At 41.2% G+C, this 18,907-nt stretch carries 15 protein-coding genes; 6 read left to right on the top strand and 9 right to left on the bottom strand.

Annotation, left to right across the window (positions count from 1 at the left end):
* The first annotated feature begins 217 nt into the window (after window positions 1-217).
* Window positions 218-631, top strand: a complete 414-nt coding sequence (locus Q0791_RS07675; RefSeq protein ID WP_299004410.1) for a cupin domain-containing protein — start codon at window positions 218-220, stop codon at window positions 629-631.
* 67 nt (window positions 632-698) lie between these two features.
* On the opposite strand, the gene Q0791_RS07670 is transcribed toward Q0791_RS07675, so the two are convergent.
* A complete protein-coding gene (locus Q0791_RS07670) occupies window positions 699-2,195 on the bottom strand; it encodes an aldehyde dehydrogenase family protein (RefSeq protein ID WP_299004408.1) in 1,497 nt (498 codons plus the stop codon).
* A gap of 131 nt (window positions 2,196-2,326) precedes the next feature.
* Here Q0791_RS07670 and Q0791_RS07665 point away from each other — a divergent pair, with 131 nt between their 5' ends.
* Window positions 2,327-2,734: an LETM1 domain-containing protein gene (locus Q0791_RS07665; RefSeq protein WP_299004406.1), complete on the top strand. Its 408-nt coding sequence runs from the start codon at window positions 2,327-2,329 to the stop codon at window positions 2,732-2,734.
* A gap of 363 nt (window positions 2,735-3,097) precedes the next feature.
* Here the strand turns inward: Q0791_RS07665 and Q0791_RS07660 are convergent, their stop codons facing one another.
* From Q0791_RS07660 to Q0791_RS07650, 3 genes are all read right to left on the bottom strand, one after another.
* Window positions 3,098-3,775, bottom strand: coding sequence for a gamma-glutamylcyclotransferase (locus Q0791_RS07660; protein ID WP_299004404.1), 678 nt, complete (start codon window positions 3,773-3,775; stop codon window positions 3,098-3,100).
* A gap of 66 nt (window positions 3,776-3,841) precedes the next feature.
* The gene (locus tag Q0791_RS07655; protein ID WP_299004402.1) at window positions 3,842-4,297 is read right to left on the bottom strand and encodes a hypothetical protein; all 456 of its coding nucleotides are present in this window, start codon (window positions 4,295-4,297) and stop codon (window positions 3,842-3,844) included.
* Window positions 4,298-5,364: 1,067 nt separating this feature from the next.
* Entirely contained in the window at window positions 5,365-6,483 is a 1,119-nt protein-coding gene (locus tag Q0791_RS07650; RefSeq protein ID WP_299004400.1) for an NADH-dependent flavin oxidoreductase, read from the bottom strand.
* 130 nt (window positions 6,484-6,613) lie between these two features.
* Between Q0791_RS07650 and Q0791_RS07645 the strand changes: the two genes are divergently transcribed.
* On the top strand, window positions 6,614-7,231 hold the full coding sequence (locus Q0791_RS07645) for a TetR/AcrR family transcriptional regulator (RefSeq protein WP_299004398.1): 618 nt from the start codon (window positions 6,614-6,616) through the stop codon (window positions 7,229-7,231).
* A gap of 170 nt (window positions 7,232-7,401) precedes the next feature.
* Window positions 7,402-9,114 carry an FAD-binding protein gene (locus Q0791_RS07640; RefSeq protein ID WP_299004396.1) on the top strand — a complete coding sequence of 571 codons (1,713 nt, stop codon included), beginning with the start codon at window positions 7,402-7,404 and terminating at the stop codon, window positions 9,112-9,114.
* A 70-nt stretch (window positions 9,115-9,184) separates the two neighbouring features.
* On the opposite strand, the gene Q0791_RS07635 is transcribed toward Q0791_RS07640, so the two are convergent.
* On the bottom strand, window positions 9,185-9,730 hold the full coding sequence (locus Q0791_RS07635; protein WP_299004394.1) for a nucleotidyltransferase family protein: 546 nt from the start codon (window positions 9,728-9,730) through the stop codon (window positions 9,185-9,187).
* 83 nt (window positions 9,731-9,813) lie between these two features.
* On the bottom strand, window positions 9,814-10,404 hold the full coding sequence (locus Q0791_RS07630; protein WP_299004392.1) for a bifunctional 2-polyprenyl-6-hydroxyphenol methylase/3-demethylubiquinol 3-O-methyltransferase UbiG: 591 nt from the start codon (window positions 10,402-10,404) through the stop codon (window positions 9,814-9,816).
* 145 nt (window positions 10,405-10,549) lie between these two features.
* On the opposite strand from Q0791_RS07630, the gene Q0791_RS07625 reads away from it, so the two are divergent.
* Window positions 10,550-10,987, top strand: a complete 438-nt coding sequence (locus Q0791_RS07625) for a helix-turn-helix domain-containing protein (RefSeq protein ID WP_299004390.1) — start codon at window positions 10,550-10,552, stop codon at window positions 10,985-10,987.
* A gap of 184 nt (window positions 10,988-11,171) precedes the next feature.
* Here Q0791_RS07625 and Q0791_RS07620 read toward each other — a convergent pair whose 3' ends face one another.
* Window positions 11,172-11,690, bottom strand: a complete 519-nt coding sequence (locus tag Q0791_RS07620; protein WP_299004388.1) for an AAA family ATPase — start codon at window positions 11,688-11,690, stop codon at window positions 11,172-11,174.
* Between the two features lie 1,441 nt (window positions 11,691-13,131).
* On the opposite strand from Q0791_RS07620, the gene Q0791_RS07615 reads away from it, so the two are divergent.
* The gene (locus Q0791_RS07615; protein WP_299004517.1) at window positions 13,132-14,499 is read left to right on the top strand and encodes a M17 family metallopeptidase; all 1,368 of its coding nucleotides are present in this window, start codon (window positions 13,132-13,134) and stop codon (window positions 14,497-14,499) included.
* A gap of 78 nt (window positions 14,500-14,577) precedes the next feature.
* Here the strand turns inward: Q0791_RS07615 and Q0791_RS07610 are convergent, their stop codons facing one another.
* Window positions 14,578-16,170 carry an ABC-F family ATPase gene (locus tag Q0791_RS07610; protein ID WP_299004386.1) on the bottom strand — a complete coding sequence of 531 codons (1,593 nt, stop codon included), beginning with the start codon at window positions 16,168-16,170 and terminating at the stop codon, window positions 14,578-14,580.
* Between the two features lie 320 nt (window positions 16,171-16,490).
* Window positions 16,491-18,725, bottom strand: a complete 2,235-nt coding sequence (locus Q0791_RS07605; RefSeq protein ID WP_299004384.1) for a heavy metal translocating P-type ATPase — start codon at window positions 18,723-18,725, stop codon at window positions 16,491-16,493.
* Window positions 18,726-18,907 lie beyond the last annotated feature (182 nt).

Genomic DNA, 18,907 nt, shown 5'->3' with positions numbered 1-18,907 from the left:
GACAATTCAGCAAAGAATACTGGCCTACTGACGTCACAAGGTTATTCCACCCTAATCCCTAATATCTGTCCCCAAGTATCTGCTTCCTAGTATCTTTTCGATGGCATACCTGCTCACCGAAAAGTCAGTCTTACTCGGCGAGCCAGACAATATCGCGCTATACTTTTATCTGACTTTCACTGAATTTTTACCTTAGCAAAAAGAAAGGTCAAGGGTTATGCGTATTCCAACCATATTGACAGCTGCTGATGGTTCCTCTTATCTGAGCAGCACTGACATTAACATGTGGACTGACACTCAAGCCGACACTCAAGATAAAGCCACTTCAAACAACCGTTTTCCTTATGGCGATCCACTTCACCCTATCCCCTTTTCTGAGCCTTGGCCTGTTACCCGCATGGATTTTTGGCAATTTCCAGCCAATCTTTCCCATACTTGGCGAAACCCTCCTCAAGATGTGATATTAGTGATCTTAAAGGGCCAAGTTCTCGTTGAAGTCTCCACGGGGGATACACTAGTACTATTGGCTGGGGAACTCGCTCTGTTCAAAGATACACAGGGACAAGGCCATAAAATCGGCCCACGAGGAAAAGAGGACGTCACAGGTTTAGTACTGAGCCTAGATACATGAATTCGTTAAAGACTGGAACTAATCATTATCAGATATCAAGATGCACTCTGCATTCTTGCACTTCACACTAATATTTAATGCAAACCGACTTTGTATCGCTATAGGCATCTAACCAATTTGCTCCAAACTCTTGGCCAATGCCAGACATTTTCACGCCGCCAAATGGCATATTAGGATCGATAAACCCATGGCTATTGACCCACACTGTGCCTACCTGAAGCGCATTAGAATAAGTTATGGCTTTATCCAGTTGATTCGTCCAAACACTTGCACAGAGCCCATAATCACTGTCATTGGCGAGCAGAAGTGCTTCGCTTTCATTCGCCACTGGTATCAAATTAACAACAGGACCAAACACTTCCTCTTTATTCAGTAAATGATGATAATCTGGGTTAATGATTAAAGCAGGGGACACATAAAAACCCTCACTTGGCGTATTTGGCCCTGTGATCACTTCAACACCTTGCTTGCGCACTTGAGTCAGGTGATTTTGAACCACGCTCTGTTGATTAGCTGTACTCAAGGGGTTGATTTGCGCCTGATGATCTAAACCACAACCTATGGACATAGATTGGATTGCTTGCTCAAACTGCGCTACTATCTGGTCAAATAAAGGCGCTTCAATGTAAATACGCGAACTCGCCGCACAAACTTGACCTTGGTTTAAAAAACTAGAAGTCAATAATCCGGGTACAACCAGACTCGGATCACTATCTTTAAGGACAATAGCAGGATTATTCCCCCCTAATTCTAACACCACTTGCTTTAAATCTGTTGCCGCTAAACAGGCTATTTTTTTACCTGTTACTGTCGATCCTGTAAAGCTCACTTTATTGATTAAAGGGTGAGTCACAAGCCACTCTCCAGCCGCTTGACCTTTACCTGTGATGACATTAAAAACGCCATTAGGGATCCCCGCTTCAGTGGCTAACTCCGCCAGTCTAAGCATACTTAATGGCGTAGTTTCAGCAGGTTTTATCACAACAGAGCAACCAGCTGCCAACGCAGGCAATACTTTCCATATTCCGATTAACAGTGGAAAATTAGAAGGCACGATTCCAGCAACGACTCCAATAGGATTTTTTGTCGTCCATGCTTGATATTGTGCCCCCTTAGGAAAAGGGAGCGATACATTCAAGTATTGACCATTATGTTTTGTCACAAGCCCCGCTGTATATCGCATCCATTGCACTGCGCAACTCACTTCTAAATCTCGTGCCATACTAACAGACTTACCTTGCTCTAATGTCAACAACTGCGCCAATTCATGAGCGTATGCTTCGACGAGATCGGCAAATTTAAGTAACACTTTCTCTTTGGCTACAGGTAAGCAATTCACCCACGTCTTTTGCGTAAAAACTTGCCATGCACTAGACACAGCACTATCGACCTCCTCTTTAGTCGCATCACCACAAGATGCAATGACACTGGCATCAGCTGGGTTATATATATTAAGACGATTTTCATTTTGAGCCTCTACATGTTTACCATCAATATAAAAGCCATGAGACTTGCTCAAAAAGGCCGCAACGCTTGCCAAAACAGGTTCTTTACTTTTGGACATGGTTTCACCTTATTCATCACCTTAGTGTTCACTTAAGTATGATACTTAGTCATACTTTTGAACAGAATTGTTTCCACTAAATGAGCTTATTTTTAATAGCCTTAATGGCTTAGCTATGAGACAATCTAAAAATGAAAATTTATGCTTATATACACAAAGCCCCGATACGCGTTATTCGTATTGGGCGACGCCGAGCTTGGATGCGTTTGAAGCGTGATATGTTGTTAATTAAAGAAGCCTTGTCTCAAGAAAAACAAGAAACAAAAGACATGCTTATCATTTATAAGCGATATACTCAAAAACAAGCTACTCATGAAGAAGTTGCTAAAGCCAATAAACAATTTGCCGATTTACTCAAGAGTTTAGGTTTAGGCGTGTTTGCCATACTGCCTTTTGCGCCACTTACGATCCCATTAATCGTTAAACTGGGTAAATGGGTAGGTGTTGAAGTACTGCCGAGCTCCTTTAATAACCTCTCCGATAGAAGGCCCAAAAAGAAACAAAGGCTCAACGCCCGAACTAGGGTAAAAGATGAATAGGATGAATAGGATGAATAGAACAAGCTTAAATCACTCAAACAGGAAAATACGATAGTATTTCAATGGGCTTTTTCGTTACCTATTTTCGTTACCTATTTTCGTTACCTATTTTCGTTACCTATAGTAGACAAAGAAATCAGGGATAAGATCTGACTTTCGTTCAATAAAGGCATATTGGCACTTCACCCATTTCTTTTATTGAGCTATTGAGCGCTGGAAACAATATAAATTAACTGATATTTTTAATAGTTGTGACTGTCATCAATTTCCCTAGGGTATGAATTCCTGTGTTTTGTAGTGATGTAATGGACGCCTCAGCACCAACGTTTGGCATTTATGCCAATCTTAATGCTAACACTAAGCCTATTTCGTTAGCGATTGCTTTAATTGACTCATGGCCTCATCTTCAAGATCAAGCTCTTGTAAGCGTTCAACTAATTGAAAAAGGTAATCACAATTCCTGCCTAGAGGACCCGATGCGGTTGCAACAAATTGGTCCACTTGTTCCAAGGAAAGTCCCGGTAAATAATTAGGATGGGTTGGATTCATCGTAAATGTTAGCGCGGAAACCTTCTCCTTTGACGACAACACAATGTCAACCCAAGTGGGTACATATACTCCAGTTAACATCTCTCTATTCCAGAGGATTTCAAGTTCTTTATTCACCTTCTTAGGCGAAATTTGATAGCCGAGACCTTGGCACTCACCACCTTGTTCAATTCCTAGCATCAATGCAGGCTGTGCACTGGTTCCTCTGGCAATGACATCTCGAATGCAAAATTGTCTGTGGTAGCCTTTCAATATACAAGGCTCGACATGTTCAAAATGAAAAGTTGGATTCCACATCAAAGAGCCGTAAGCAAAAATCCACAAAGGTTTATCTTTCAAATAAGAAGATAGGGTTTGCTTTAATAAGGTTTGCCTTGCTGCATCATCTAATAAATTCAACTCACCCGAATCGACTCTCTCTTGAAGCCACTCAGGCAATGTCTGAGACGCTAGCTTCTCTCGAGTTAATGTCCACCGCTCTTTTTTCGTCATATCACCTCTCCTTGGTCATCCGCTTCCATACAAACACAGCCTAATATTGCTAATCACATCATTATGTTATTGACTCACTCTTGTCGGTGTGCCAAGAAACGTTCCTTTACAATGAGGCGTGCTCCAAACGGTGTAAGTCACGCCAACAGTGTCTAATGTTTGTTCATATAAGGTCATTTTCTCCGACCAAGATTTTCCGTTCGTTCCCTTGCCACTGACAATGGCATGCACTAAATTGAAATACAAATTATCTTTTTCCTCCGTTTTATAAGATAAATAGCGAATATTCACTCCATTAAGCCCAGTCACTCCTTTTGAACTAGTAATTTGTTTAATCGTAGTGACTATGACACTTGGCGTGTGTGATTGACAATAATCAATATCAACTTTGTCGTTAATGGGAGTAAAATCAGAAAATACTGCCGTCCAAATGACGTCATCATCCGCTTGAGCAAATAAAGGCAATATACACAACAAACTCATTAGCAATAATGGTATTTTCACCGAAAATAGGCTTCGCATTCTAGCTCCATTTCATATGGGTATCTATTGAGTATACACCTTAGTTTTCAAAGCCTACTAAAATAACCAACCCCTTTCAAAAGAAATGCCAACAAGATTGAAAGGCTGTCACTTTCACAATAAACGCTACCGCAGGTAAAATGACAGCAGATAATGCTGTGTAAAAACTCACATAATGAATAAACAATAAAAATGAATTAATAATAAAAAAGAAGAGTAAGGAAAGCCATATATGAAATGGCATAAAAGCGCTGACAACGATACTGCAATAGCGCTAAGAAAAAGCAATCAACTTAGTTTATTTTTCTTCACTTGCAGCATTAGCAAGACTCCCAATGGCCCCAGAAACAAGCCGTTAATGAAACTAAAAATGGGCCTCCCCTTTTGCCTTCCAAGCCGAAGGCAATAAATCGCTGATGGCAGCCACACCAGTGACAAAAGTAAACCAATCCACATCAATTTCATCACCCCCATCGAAATCAATGTCGTCAAAAATACCTCTCCCATGCTTTGCTCCTTGAGTCGATTTGAGACAGTGTTTATACCAATTCCATTATATAGATAATCAATTCAGAGCTTCTCAGGCTTTTCAATTCAAGGCGCATTTATGCTGTAATGGTGATTCCCTTTCAAATGAATGCAACGCAGAAGTGGAATGTCTGAGCAGCTCACTTTGTGCGGGTTTCAACATACTTTATGCTACGTTAGCTGCTTTCGATATAGAATGACTATTAGCTTCAATCATCTGCGACCACCATGGATGGTGGGACTGTCTGTTAATGCAGGAGCAATTAACGACCTTGCCTACAGCATGTTGAATTCCCGCTGAAAGATCACTTATATAATGGAATTGGTATTATCCTTTTTCTCACAGAAATAGCCAAAAATAAAGGCACAATCTTTAAATCTATAAGGAAAGGATAAAAAAACAATGACCCAAATAGGTTAAATTTATGAGTGAGACTACCAATAAATAAAGACGAGAAGTCGATTCTCGTCTTTTAAACCAATCTCACTCAATCAATGCTCAATTCAGCATCCCTCAGGGGTTTCAATTCAAGACACATTTATGCCGTTTTTATATTAAACCAGCCTGTCCAACTGCGAATATAATGGACTAAACCATCGGGTAAAGGTGTATTGCTCAAATCGATTGACTGCTCAATTAACCCTGATTGACCCGATTGTGCCAATTCAACCCAATTAGGATTGATAACTAATCCTTGACCCACAGCCACAAAATCAACACCCAGTTGCAAGGCTTGCTCTGCCTGAGAAGGTAATTTAATGGAGCCTGCCGCAATAACAGGAATACGCTTATTAACGTGCTGACTCACCAGTTCAATGGATGTTGTTGAAACCTGTTTATCAATAGGTTTATAGCCTAATAAATCCCCTAAAGAGACATGTAAATAGCTAATGTCTTGTGCGATTAGCGCATCAATGAGCTGCAAACTATCATCGATTCTAAGACCATGACTTTCAGCCTCTTCTAATGAAATTCGGTAACCTAGGGCAAAAGGTTTAGTCGCATATTTTGCTATGATACGTTTTGCTTCTTTAACCACTTCTAACGGGAAGTTCATGCGTTTTTCTAAGGAGCCTCCCCAATAGTCATGGCGTTGATTATAAAGAGGAGAAAAGAAGTTCTGAATAAGAAAACCGTGGGCACCATGAAGCTCTACACCATCAAAACCTGCCATAATCGCGCGGCGAACCCCTTGGCCAAAATCTTTCACCATTTGCCAGACTTCATCATCATTTAACGCTCGAGTCGTAATAGGTAAGCCATTTGATGATGTTTGTTCTAACTGGACGGCACTGGCACTGACAATCTCTTCATTAGGGGTCAATTCAGCAATCGCCTTATCACCTGCATGGAAAATTTGCAAAATAGCAGGTGCACCTCCACTTTTTGCCGCCTCTGCGAGCCGGGTGAGACTGGGAATAAACTTATCATCCCAACCTCCAAACTGGTTTTCAAAGCCAATACCATTTTGGCTGACATAGGTCGTTCCAGTGATCACCATTCCGACACCATTACTGCGTTTTTGATAAAAATCCAGTTCTTGTGTTGACACATTGCCCGCCGGATCGGCTGACCACGTCGTCATTGGTGCCATAACCACTTTATTACGAAGAGTTAACGCATCGGTCAATTTAACAGGCTTTAAAAGATGACTCATTTCACTATTCCTCAGTTATCCACTTCTTCAACAGCTTAAAATGGCGTAAAACCATTTTTATAGTGATTGCCACATAATTTAAATTATAATATAGTGATCACTACAAATATTGTCAACTGATTTTTAATTTATGGTTAATACTCCCCCTTCCACACAAGGCCGCGGCCGACCTCGCGTCTTCAATAGAGAAAAAGCCCTACAATTAGCACTCGAGTTATTTTGGCAAAAAAGTTATGAACAAGTGTCTATTGCTGAGCTTTGTAAAGTACTGAAAATTAATCCGCCAAGCTTGTATTCAGCCTTTGGAAATAAAGCAAACTTATTTACTGAAGCACTTAACTTTTATCGAGAACAATATTGGCAACCCACCTGGAAGGCATTAGATAACGAGCCCGACATTTTTACTGGGATCCGCCATTTTTTTGAAAATGCAGTGGATAATTTACTCAAGCACCCACAAGCCAAAGGTTGCCTTGTAGTACAAGTCTCTGCCGCTATGCCCAGTGATGATACTATCCAACATCTAATCACCAATATGAGAGCGCAAAACACATTAGGTTTTGAAACACGTTTAGCCAAAGGAATTGCTGATAAGCAGTTGGATGCTAGTTTAAATATAAAAGAAATAACAACAATTTATAGCACCTTAATGGATGGTATGGCCGTTCAAGCCAGAGTGGGTCAGCCAAAATCCATATTGCTCCAACATGCCGAATACGCCGTACAACTGCTTAAAAAACCTATTTAACTGAATGAATGTCGATATATCTTTTCTCTATATCGTGAAGGAAAACACTATGCCTTAATCGAACATAAAGAATGTTAAAAATAAGATAAAATTTATCACGACATTGGAATACTTTTCATTTTAGAATGCTATTTGAACAGATCTTGTTGAACAAAACTTGGGATAATAGTATGGATCCACTATTAGAAAACATTATTAAAACAGTAGGAAATGCAGCAAGCGTATTATCAAGTGACGAAGCATTAGCCCCCTATCTCAGGGGGACTGAGGGTTTCGATCAATTATACAATAAAAAACGCCAGTTATTTGCCGTCATTCAGCCAAACAACACAAATGTCATTCATGATATCGTCAAGTTAGCCAATGATCTCTCACGTGAAAACAAGCCAAGTTTTGTCTTATATCCCATTTGCAGTGGCCGCAATTGGGGCTATAGCACTAGCCAACCTGCTGCGATTATTTCCCATGCTATCATTCTAGACTTATCAAAACTCAATCATATTAGACTCAATAAGTCACTGGGATTAGTGACCATTGAACCTGGAGTGACTCAAGCCCAGCTCAGTGAGTTTTTAATTAATGATGGCGACGAATTCATGGTTCCCGTGACAGGAGCCGGACCTGATTGCGCCATCATGAGTAATGCCCTTGAGAGAGGATATGGTATCACTCCACATCAAGAACACTTTAGCGCGGTCACAGCATTAAAAGGGATTTGGGGAAACGGCAGCCCTTACCAATCCGCTGTCAGTGAACTTGATCGCTCTGGCGAAGATAAGGTTGATAAAACCTTTAAATGGGGAGTCGGTCCTTATATGGATGGACTCTTTACCCAATCCAATTTTGGCATAGTGACAGAAATGACATTGCGACTGGCCTATCGCCGCAAAGGGTTTATCTCTTTTTTCATTCAAGCCAAAAATGACGAACAACTTGAAATACTCACTCCTCTCATCCATCAAACTTTAAGGGATTACGAAGGAATTGTGGGCTCCATTAACCTGATGGATAAACGCCGTGTAATTTCCATGTTTGCCGATAACCCCAATGGGCCAGACGCCCATATCACCTTATCGAATGAAAACATTAGGGTCGCCACTGAGCACCTCGATACACCAGCATGGACACTCGTTGGCAGTTTATATGGTACCGAGGCTATTGTTAAGGTTGCAAAAAAAGAAATTACTCAATTATTTAAACACACACATTGTAAAATGCTTTTTTCAGATAGTTTTCTCATCAAAATAGGCAATAGTGTCATCAACAAGTTACCCCGCTTTTTGATCAAAACATCCCATCGCTTATCCCTTGCTAAAGCGCAAATTGACTCCTTTAACAAAGGCAAAGAGATCATGCTCGGAAGGCCTAATCGAGTGGCACTCAGACTCGCCTATTGGCGAAATAAAAATGCCATAGCCACACAGACATCCAATGCTGAGCCTTATTTATCACCGGCAAAAGATGGCTGTGGTCTCTTATGGTATGCCCCCTTAGTCCCTATGAATGCTATTGCTATGCGAAAATATGTCGACTTTATTAGACATATTTGTCCTAAACACAATATAGAACCTTTTATTACATTCACTAATTTACGATATGATTGTATCGACAGCACCATACCCATTGTATTTGATTTAACAAACCCCAAAGCAGTCAGTGACGCCCATAACTGTCTCAATGAATTAGTCAAAGAAGGGCTTAAATTCGGTTTTGTCCCCTATCGATTAAATATCGACCAGCAAAAGTGGTTACTGAATGGCCAGACCCCGTTTTGGCAGGTCGTTAACCAACTCAAGTCTGTGTTAGATCCTCATAATATCATCAGTCGTGGACGCTATAACCCACAAGATCCTGCTTTATTGACGGTCAGCAAAGCATGTTAAGTTGAACATATAAAGTCAAAGCCCGTTTGCAATGGCGTCATTGAAACACGCCATTGCTCCTATAGCTAAATCAATCACTTAGAATAGTTAATTGAGGCCATAAGTTCAGCCATTGTTTAGCACTGACTCTTTCATCAAATATGGCTTTTGAACGTTTAGGGTTATGGGTCACTAATAACTGAAAAAGAGAATCAAACCCAAAAGCTGAAAGGCATTCATAACGGCCATTATTCACACGGCGAATCGCCACGGCGGTTTCTTTTTCAGGCCAAAAACTCATGGCATCAACAATATTTAAGTAAGGCCTATCGCCATTTCGAATATGCATTAGCGCCTGGTTTTTTACTTGCCAGTTAATTTCTGGCATTATTTGACGCAGTTTCATTTCATACATTTTATCTTTATCAATATTACGCGCTTCACTGTCAAAATAAATCACATCGATATCATTTAAGGGTGTTGGCCGCTTGTTTTGATGTAGATCATCCCAAACTAAATTACGAACAAAACCAGCCGCTATGTATCCCTGAGGTAAATTAAGACTCACAACACACTCAAGTGCTTTCTTTCTCAGGCGATCTTGCTCTATCAATTTAATAATACGCTCTACTAACATCCTATTCCTTTATTTTTTATTCAGTGCATGCCATCAATGATACTCTAGCACCTTTTCGTATTCGCATAGCCTTTTCGTATTCGCTATAGCTTAATCGCTATCGCCTGCACGACCGCCCCTTTTCCCGTATGAAAAACGCCTTCTCTCACTTCACGCTCCAATTCACTTAAATGTGTGAATGCCAAATTCGGTAATTCAGCCCTTAAGGTTTCAGCACTCTGCATCACCTCTGACACATTTCCTCCACCTGTACCGTATTGTAATTGCTCAGGCCGATAGGCTTCTAACATAAACACACCTTGATGTTTCAAACCACTTTCAACTTTTTTATATAAGGCCCGCCTTATCAAAGCGGGGAGAGGACAAAAGATAGAAACTATGGCATCCCATTGCTCATATGCAATATCAAAATGAGCAAGATCGGCATGAATAAACTCCACGTGAACCCCTTGTTTTGCCGCAAGTCGCCTTGCTTTATCAATGCCGACAATGGATCCATCAACTGCGGTCACCTGATAACCTTGTTGTGCCATATAAACCGCATTTCGTCCTTCACCTTCTGCGAGGCTTAACACTTTACCTTTAAAAAGCTTGCCTAAATGCGCTTTCAAAAAAGTATTAGGCTTTGTTCCATAAACATAATCTTTTCTATCATATCTTTCGTCCCACATCATTGACTCCTTAAGGTTTATGAAGAGTCGCATTTGCTCCCTTTCACCTGACTTGTTTTCATCATCAATCAATGCTACTACTTAAAGTCAACTTTAGGTCAAGTCTATGGACATGCTTTTTTAAATACAGACAAACATGGAACAGAAAATGGATATTGGAGAAGTATCAAAAATAGCTAAATTACCCACTTCGACATTACGCTATTATGAAGAAAAAGGCTTGATCACCTCCATTGGACGCAATGGCTTAAGACGAGTCTATGGCGATGATATTATACTAAGGTTGTCACTTATCACCTTAGGCCGTAAAGCTGGCCTATCACTGAATGAAATCGCAAGCATGTTACTCCATGCTAACAACACTCCGCTCACCACAAATCAACTCAATATTGATAGGCAAGTATTACTGGATAAAGCAAATGCACTCGATATTAAAATCAATGAAATGAAGGCTATACGAGACGGACTGCGTCATGCCGCAGCTTGCCCTGCAAAACATCATTTAGACTGCCCTAAATTTCTTCGTATTCTTAATATTGCCAGTAAACGTTGGTCGAATCCCAGTAGTAAATTAAATAAATCATAGTGCTACCCTAAGGCAAGTTTCCTGCGCATGAACATTTCATCATTACCTTTGCAGTATTATGAAAAGGTGAAATCACTGTCTATACCCGTGATACTTCAAGATGCCCGTTTCAATGAAAAAATAACCTTATTCATCCATTCAATAACAAGGTTATTTTGACAAGTGAGCGTCATCGAGAATGTCTCTAACAAGCAACCTCTTTTTCCACAAAATGGTTTAACTCATGAGCTGAACGAATAATATAAACCGATTTACATGTGGATAACCCCTGCAGCTTTTCCATGAACTCACGATTCCAAAATTGTGGGCAAAGCCTGAGTACTTTGTAGCTTCGCCAAGTGCCTTTTACCACAGAGCAACCTTGTGGCCAGCCTTGGGGGTGAATGAACAATCCTTTTAAAAAACGTTTCGTTACCCACCAATAACTCAGTAAATAAGGTACATCAATATAAATCACAGTATCAGCAACCTCCAGACGTTGGAAAAATGACTCCATCAAGCCCAAGCCTTCGATAATCCAAGACTCTTCTGCAATGATATTTTCATGTATTTCAAGGTATGAAGCCTGATCAATCCTCTCACCACTTTTTTTATATTCAATAATATCCAATGCATGTAATGGGATCTGGGTTTCACGCGCCAAGCGTCGACTTAAAGTGGACTTTCCACTGCCAGGCTTACCTAATATCATTATTCTTTTCATACTGCCTCCTTTCGTTGAATCAACGCCATAAGACAGAAAAACCCGCCTTATGGGCGGGTTTGACATATTTTACACACACAAAGAACCGCCATTCCTATGGAATGATGATAATTCGCTCATGGGCAACTAATGAGTGTACTAGTCGCAAGTCTAATGTGATCATATTGCTTATATTCTAAGTCTTCATCATTTTATAATGATCGTAAAGTCATTGTGTGTCAATACGGTAAGCATTCACAGAGCTATCAAACATGAAACTTGAGTCGTATGACATTTCATGTGCCTAACGTGAAAACTTGCTAATCAGACCTAAGCCTTACCACAGGTTCATTGGCTTGCCTCCTGTAATAAGTTTGCTTACGCCCAAGCGATTGCCTCTACTCGGCTTGATATACCTATTTTTCTAAATGAATAAAAACAGCCAACATCTTCCCTAACATTGGCTAAGTCATTTTTTAAATAATGTCGGTATTATAAGTAGGTTAATTCATCTGCTAAACGACTTAAACAACTCAAAAATATCGAAACTATTATCAAGTATTCATCGAATCTAAACATCAACCTCAAGTATGAAAGATCACCTATACAGCATGATATAAATTCAAAAAACCTCATACTTTATTACTATTTTATTTTTTAACAACTAATAAAAATTATGCTAATAATGAGTTAATGGGATCATGTATGAAAAATTAAAAGAAACAATGATTCAAGACGCATTTATGAAGTAATGGTGCTCCCTTTTAAATGAATGCAACACAAAAATGGAATGCCTGAGTGGCTCACCCTGTGCAAGTTTAAAAACGCGTTATGCTACGTTATCTATTTTCGATATACGACTGCATGGATGGAGGAAGTAGATCGACGTTTAAAACTAAGCCGAGAGTCACTATTAGCTTCAAATAGCTGCGACCACCGCGGATGGTGGGACAGCCTGTTAATGCAAGAGCGATTAACGACCTTGCCTACCGCATTTTTAATTCTCGCTGAATGACCACTTATTTACTTAGGTTGGTATTATATCAATAGTGAATAACCATTCACTGCTCACACTATACCCGTGATACTTCAAGATGCAGGATTCAGCTGGAATTAAAAGCCTTTTAGACAAGGCATTGAACATCGAGCCTAGTTATTCTAAGCCGGTGTTTAATAACACAGTATAAAAGTCTTTTAAACCAGCCCTTTGGGAGTGTGTAAAAGCACCGACTTCTACGTTGTATCATCTTAAAAGGCAATAAGCATTTCGGCAATAATACGCCTTGAATTAGGCACTTTTACGCACTCTGAAAACAGGCATCTTGAAGTATCACGGGTATAGATTCACATGAATGTAACCCAATTCTTTCCCAACTCACCTATGCCTGTTACTCTAATACCTATCATGGTTTTAATTTAAGAGCTTAAAATGAACACTTCCTCCACGCAATCGGTTGCTCACATGACTCAACCTTTAGTCATTGGGCCCACAAGTACTGCTTCTATTCCATTAATGCTCTTCTCTCCCAACAGCTTTGCTATCTGGATAAAAGAGCAGCCTGTACTCACCCAAACGTGGGTTTCACAACATCATATTGACAAACAAGGCCACTGCCTGATCCCTAATAGTGAAGGTCAAATACACTTAGCCATATACGTGACTGAACAAGCAGACAGTTTTTGGGCATGCGGTGAGCTAGTCAACCAATTGCCTCAGGGACAATATGCCATTCAAGGAAATCAAGACCAAATTGAAAAGGCCGCTTTCAGTTGGGGCCTAGGCGGGTATCGTTTTGAGCGATACAAGAAAAGTCATAATCCCCTTCCACAATTGGTGGTGCCAAGCGAGGAAATAGCCCTCAAAGTTAACCGTTTTATTCGCGCCACTTCTCTCACTCGAGACTTAATTAATACGCCAGCTGGCGACATGATGCCGCAGCATTTAGCACACACCTTAAGCCAAATGGCAGATGAATTTGGTGGTCAACTCAATCAAGTTATTGGTGATAAACTGCTTGAAAAAAACTACCCCACAATTCATATGGTGGGCCGTGCCAGTGCCCATGCACCGAGATTACTTGATTTTACTTGGGGCGATGAAAATGCGCCTAAAGTCACCCTTGTGGGTAAAGGCGTCTGTTTTGATTCTGGCGGGCTGGATTTAAAACCCGGTGCAGGCATGCGCTTAATGAAAAAAGACATGGGCGGCGCTGCACATGTCATAGGACTCGCGCAACTCATCATGGCCCATGAACTCCCAATTCGTCTACATGTTCTCGTTCCTGCCGTTGAAAATGCTGTCTCGGCAAATGCATTTAGACCCGGTGATGTGATCACCACACGTCACGGCATTAGCGTTGAGATAGATAACACCGATGCTGAAGGGCGATTAGTCCTGTGTGATGCACTGTCGGAGGCCAACCATGATCACCCTGACATGATCATCGATTTTGCCACCTTAACAGGCGCAATGCGCGTTGCTTTAGGCACTGAGTTACCGGGTTTTTTTAGTAATGATGATACACTGGCCAACGAGATCACCCAATCGGGATTAGATCGAGAAGATCCTGTATGGCGTATGCCGCTTCATCAAGCCTATGAGGATTTACTTAAAAGTGAAGTCGCCGATTTATCCAATTGCGCCACTAGCCCATTTGGCGGCGCCATTACCGCGGCTTTATATTTACAAGCCTTTGTCGATAAAGACATCCCTTGGGCACATTTCGATGTCATGGCTTGGAATAATCGCAAACTCCCCGGCCGGCCTGTAGGCGGTGAGGCCTTTGGTATTCGTGCTGTGTTTGATTATTTACAACGAAAATATCAATAATCGACCTAACAAGCACAAAAAAGCTCGAATAAATTCGAGCTTTTTTGTGCTTTACGCTTTAACTTTAAATAGGGACGATTAAACTTCCACCCCTTTACTTCTTAAAAACTCATCGTAAGTACCTTTAAAGTCATTCACACCTGATGGGGTCACTTCAAGAATACGCGTCGCCAATGATGATACAAATGCTCTATCGTGACTGACAAATAACAGCGTACCTTCATACATTTCAAGGGCATTATTTAATGATTCAATGGATTCCATGTCCATATGGTTGGTTGGCTCATCAAGTAGCAAAATATTGGGCTTCTGCATAATCAGTTTACCAAACAACATGCGACCTTTTTCACCACCGGATAATACCTTCACCGATTTTTTAATGTCGTCGGATCCAAATAACATACGGCCTAAAATACCACGAACAGTTTGATCGTCATCATTTGGTTTACGCCATTGGCTCATCCATTCAAACAAGGTCATGTCATTTTCAAAGTCACTTTCATGATCTTGTGCATAATAGCCAATGGCTGAATTTTCTGACCATTGAATAGTCCCGCTATCTTGAGGTAAATCGTGTACTAATGTACGCAATAAGGTTGTTTTACCCACACCGTTATCGCCCAAAATCGCCACTCGCTCACCCACTTCAACCATAAGATCTAAGTTTTTAAATAGAATTTCATCAAATCCTTTAGTGAGGCCTTCTGTAACCAGAGCATTACGGAATAACTTCTTTTCTTGCTCAAAACGAATAAAAGGATTGACACGACTTGAGGCTTTGACCTCTTCCAGTTTAATCTTATCGATTAACTTAGCACGAGAAGTCGCCTGCTTTGCTTTAGACGCATTCGCAGAGAAACGTGCAACGAAGCCTTGAAGTTCAGATATTTGCGCCTTTTTCTTGGCATTGTCGGCCATCAAACGTTCACGTGCTTGGCTAGCCGCTGTCATGTATTCATCATAATTACCCGGGAATACACGCAGCTCACCGTAATCCAAGTCGGCCATATGAGTACATACCGAGTTTAAGAAGTACCTATCATGGGAGATAATAATCATAGTACTATTACGCTGATTCAACATTTCTTGTAACCAACGTATGGTATCTATGTCCAAGTTGTTAGTAGGCTCATCAAGCAATAACACATCTGGATCCGAAAATAGCGCTTGCGCTAACAATACTCGCAACTTAAAGCCCGGTGCAATTTCACTCATTAAGCCAAAATGCTGTTCAACTGGAATACCCACACCCATTAACAGTTCACCCGCTCGAGATTCAGCGGTGTAACCATCCATTTCAGCAAATTCCATCTCTAAATCGGCAACTTTAATGCCTTCTTCTTCCGTCATTTCAGGCAAAGAATAAATACGATCACGCTCTTGCTTTACCGCCCAGAGCTCTGGGTAGCCCATGATCACAGTATCAACAACATTAAACTCTTCATAGCCGAACTGATTCTGACTCAATTTACCCAAACGTTCATTGACATCCAAAGAGACATTGCCTGAAGTCGGATCCAGATCGCCGGCTAAAATTTTCATGAAGGTTGATTTACCACAACCGTTAGCGCCAATTAAACCGTAACGGTTTCCACCGCCAAACTTGACTGAGATGTTTTCAAACAGCGGCTTAGTGCCAAACTGCATGGTAATATTTGCTGTAGTGATCAAAGTGACATTCCAAAATTATAATAAATTGAATAAAACAAAAATTCCCATCAGCAATGGTTTAAGCACACATAACACACCAAAAACCACACTCAAGCTAACCAAAATACGGCTTGAGTTGCAATAGGAGTAAACGAGGTAAACAACAAAAAACCTTCACCGCGCCTGAATTTTTAAGCGCGGTACTATAGCGTAATTAGGGCTAAATAATCAATGAAAAGCGACCCAGTATGCTTGGGTATGTTAATAACAATCACACTGCATAGTCGCTTTGTTAACGCTTTCATACGCCCAAGTTCACCATCACTCTTTTGGTCTCAGTATCAATCCAATTTTTTATGACGTAAGCGATTCGCATTAGTGACAACAGTCAATGAAGACAATGCCATCGCCCCCCCAGCTATCACAGGACTTAATAACATACCCGTTAAGGGAAAAAGCAGCCCTGCTGCTAAAGGGATCCCTAATGCATTATAAATAAAAGCACCAAATAAGTTTTGTTTAATATTACGCATACCGGCTTTCGCTAACTTAAAAGTATTGGCTAAAGCCATGAGCTGATGAGACAGCAAAGTTAAATCCGCGCTCTCAATGGCGATTTCAGTCCCACTTCCTATTGCTATGCCGACATTCGCACTGACAAGTGCTGGCGCATCATTAATCCCATCCCCCACCATGGCAACCACTTCTCCGGCGGCTTGTAATCGCTTCACATGGGCTTGTTTTTCTTCTGGTAACACTTGTGCCACCACCTCATTTATCCCCACCTCTTTTGCTACCGCATTAACGGTTTTTTCGTTATCGCCACTAAGAAGCACGACACGCATACCATCGGCCTTTAAGGCACCAACCGCTTCTTTAACCCCTGCATGCAAGGGATCGCTAATGGCAAGCAAGGCCACTAACTCCCCCGATTTCGCCACATAAATAGGTGTTTTAGCCTCATCTGCCCAAGCTGTTGTTAAGGGCACTTGTGTATCGACCCCTTTGATATTGAGTTTGTCCATCAAGGCAAGATTACCTATCGCATATTCCACCGCCCCTTCATGCTCACAGGTAAAACCACCCACAATGCCCATTCCCTGATAATTCGTAAACACATCAGGTTCAATTAAATCCAATTTTTCCACTTTTGCTTTGTCAATGATAGCACTCGCAAGCGGATGCTCCGAGGCTTGTTCAAGACTGGCGATATGTGAAAGTAAAGTTGACTCATCTTCTCCGTTTAGCAAAGTCAAGTCTGTCACTGTCGGTTTACCTTGAGTAATAGTGCCTGTTTTATCTAACACCACACAACTCACCTTACTGGCCGTTTGCATCGCCTCCCCATTTCGAATGAGCACTCCCATTTTGGCCGCGCGGCCCACTGACACCATAATTGACATAGGCGTCGCCAATCCTAAGGCACAAGGGCAGGCAATGATCAACACACTGGTTAATACCACTAATGCATGAGATAAAGCCGGTGCTGGTCCTGCAAAATACCAAATACTGGCGCTCAATAGGGCGATTAGGATCACAACAGGCACAAAGTAAGCTGATATTTGATCGGTTAATCGACCTATGGGCATTTTTGAGGTTTGCGCTTCTTGTACCAAGGCGATGATTTTTGCTAATCGTGTCTCTTCCACAGCAGAGGTCACACGATAAATCAAACTGCCATTACCATTCACCGTTCCTGCGCTAAGAGTATCCCCCACTGTTTTATTGACTGGCACAGGCTCCCCTGTCAGCATGGATTCATTCAGTAATGATTGACCTTCAATCACTTCCCCATCTAATGCCACCCGCCCACCGGGCTTTAATCGAATGCGATCACCCAGTGCTAATTCACCAATGTCGACTTCTTCATCGCCCTTATCCGTCAAACGGATTGCTGTCGATGCTTGTAGCCCTAATAAACTTTGCACCGCTTCACTGGTTTTCCCTCTTGCTCTTAGTTCTAAGGCATGACCTAAATTAATTAAACCTAAAATCATGACACTGGCTTCAAAATAAACATGACGCGTATTCATTGGAAACCATTGAGGCATGAATACCACCAGCATAGAATAAATCCACGCAGCCCCAGTTCCTAAGGCAATTAAACTGTCCATATTGGCACTTTTGGCTTTCAACGCTCGCCACATGCCTTGATAAAAATGTGCACCTGTTGTGATCATTAATAACAGGGTTAATCCGCCCACGGCTCCCCAAATAAGTTGATCTTGAGGGGTACTGACTTGCATTTCACCTCCCAATAGCCCCCATAACATTAACGGGATCCCAACCCCTAGACCGATAAGAGCTTGCCACAATTGTTTTCGATAATGCTTCTCTTCTATTGCCGCTTGCTCTTTAGCGGCTTTTTTCTGATCCAATACTGACTCACTGGCATAGCCCACACTTTGTATAATGGATTTGGCTTTTTCAATATCAATCTCATCATTAATGATCACTTGCTTATCGGCTAAATTTACTCTCACACTCAACCCAGCTTGTGCTTGAAAAGCATTTTCTATTTTAGCGACGCAGCTAGTACAACTCATATTTGGTACTGACAATATAGTGGCTGACATGTGGCCTCCTGAATGGTGAATAACACTCAATCTCTGTTTTACGATATCATCAGTGTATTGCCTCCCCTAATGGGAGAGTCAACGCTTTTTTATTATATACCCGTGACTGATGAATCCCCAGTTTTTTTACTCACAGGTGATTCCCAGGAAGTTGATTTTATTTGGGAACTTTCATGGCATTG

This window comes from uncultured Shewanella sp., assembly GCF_947495455.1.
GTDB lineage: Bacteria > Pseudomonadota > Gammaproteobacteria > Enterobacterales > Shewanellaceae > Shewanella.
This window is presented reverse-complemented; position numbering and strand designations above follow the sequence as displayed.

Bases quoted from the DNA above. Each gene is read 5' to 3' on its own strand.
- Q0791_RS07675 (WP_299004410.1), top strand. From the start codon at position 218: ATGCGTATTCCAACCATATTGACAGCTGCTGATGGTTCCTCTTATCTG.
- Q0791_RS07670 (WP_299004408.1), bottom strand. From the start codon at position 2,195: ATGTCCAAAAGTAAAGAACCTGTTTTGGCAAGCGTTGCGGCCTTTTTG.
- Q0791_RS07665 (WP_299004406.1), top strand. From the start codon at position 2,327: ATGAAAATTTATGCTTATATACACAAAGCCCCGATACGCGTTATTCGT.
- Q0791_RS07660 (WP_299004404.1), bottom strand. From the start codon at position 3,775: ATGACGAAAAAAGAGCGGTGGACATTAACTCGAGAGAAGCTAGCGTCT.
- Q0791_RS07655 (WP_299004402.1), bottom strand. From the start codon at position 4,297: ATGCGAAGCCTATTTTCGGTGAAAATACCATTATTGCTAATGAGTTTG.
- Q0791_RS07650 (WP_299004400.1), bottom strand. From the start codon at position 6,483: ATGAGTCATCTTTTAAAGCCTGTTAAATTGACCGATGCGTTAACTCTT.
- Q0791_RS07645 (WP_299004398.1), top strand. From the start codon at position 6,614: ATGGTTAATACTCCCCCTTCCACACAAGGCCGCGGCCGACCTCGCGTC.
- Q0791_RS07640 (WP_299004396.1), top strand. From the start codon at position 7,402: ATGGATCCACTATTAGAAAACATTATTAAAACAGTAGGAAATGCAGCA.
- Q0791_RS07635 (WP_299004394.1), bottom strand. From the start codon at position 9,730: ATGTTAGTAGAGCGTATTATTAAATTGATAGAGCAAGATCGCCTGAGA.
- Q0791_RS07630 (WP_299004392.1), bottom strand. From the start codon at position 10,404: ATGATGTGGGACGAAAGATATGATAGAAAAGATTATGTTTATGGAACA.
- Q0791_RS07625 (WP_299004390.1), top strand. From the start codon at position 10,550: ATGGATATTGGAGAAGTATCAAAAATAGCTAAATTACCCACTTCGACA.
- Q0791_RS07620 (WP_299004388.1), bottom strand. From the start codon at position 11,690: ATGAAAAGAATAATGATATTAGGTAAGCCTGGCAGTGGAAAGTCCACT.
- Q0791_RS07615 (WP_299004517.1), top strand. From the start codon at position 13,132: ATGACTCAACCTTTAGTCATTGGGCCCACAAGTACTGCTTCTATTCCA.
- Q0791_RS07605 (WP_299004384.1), bottom strand. From the start codon at position 18,725: ATGTCAGCCACTATATTGTCAGTACCAAATATGAGTTGTACTAGCTGC.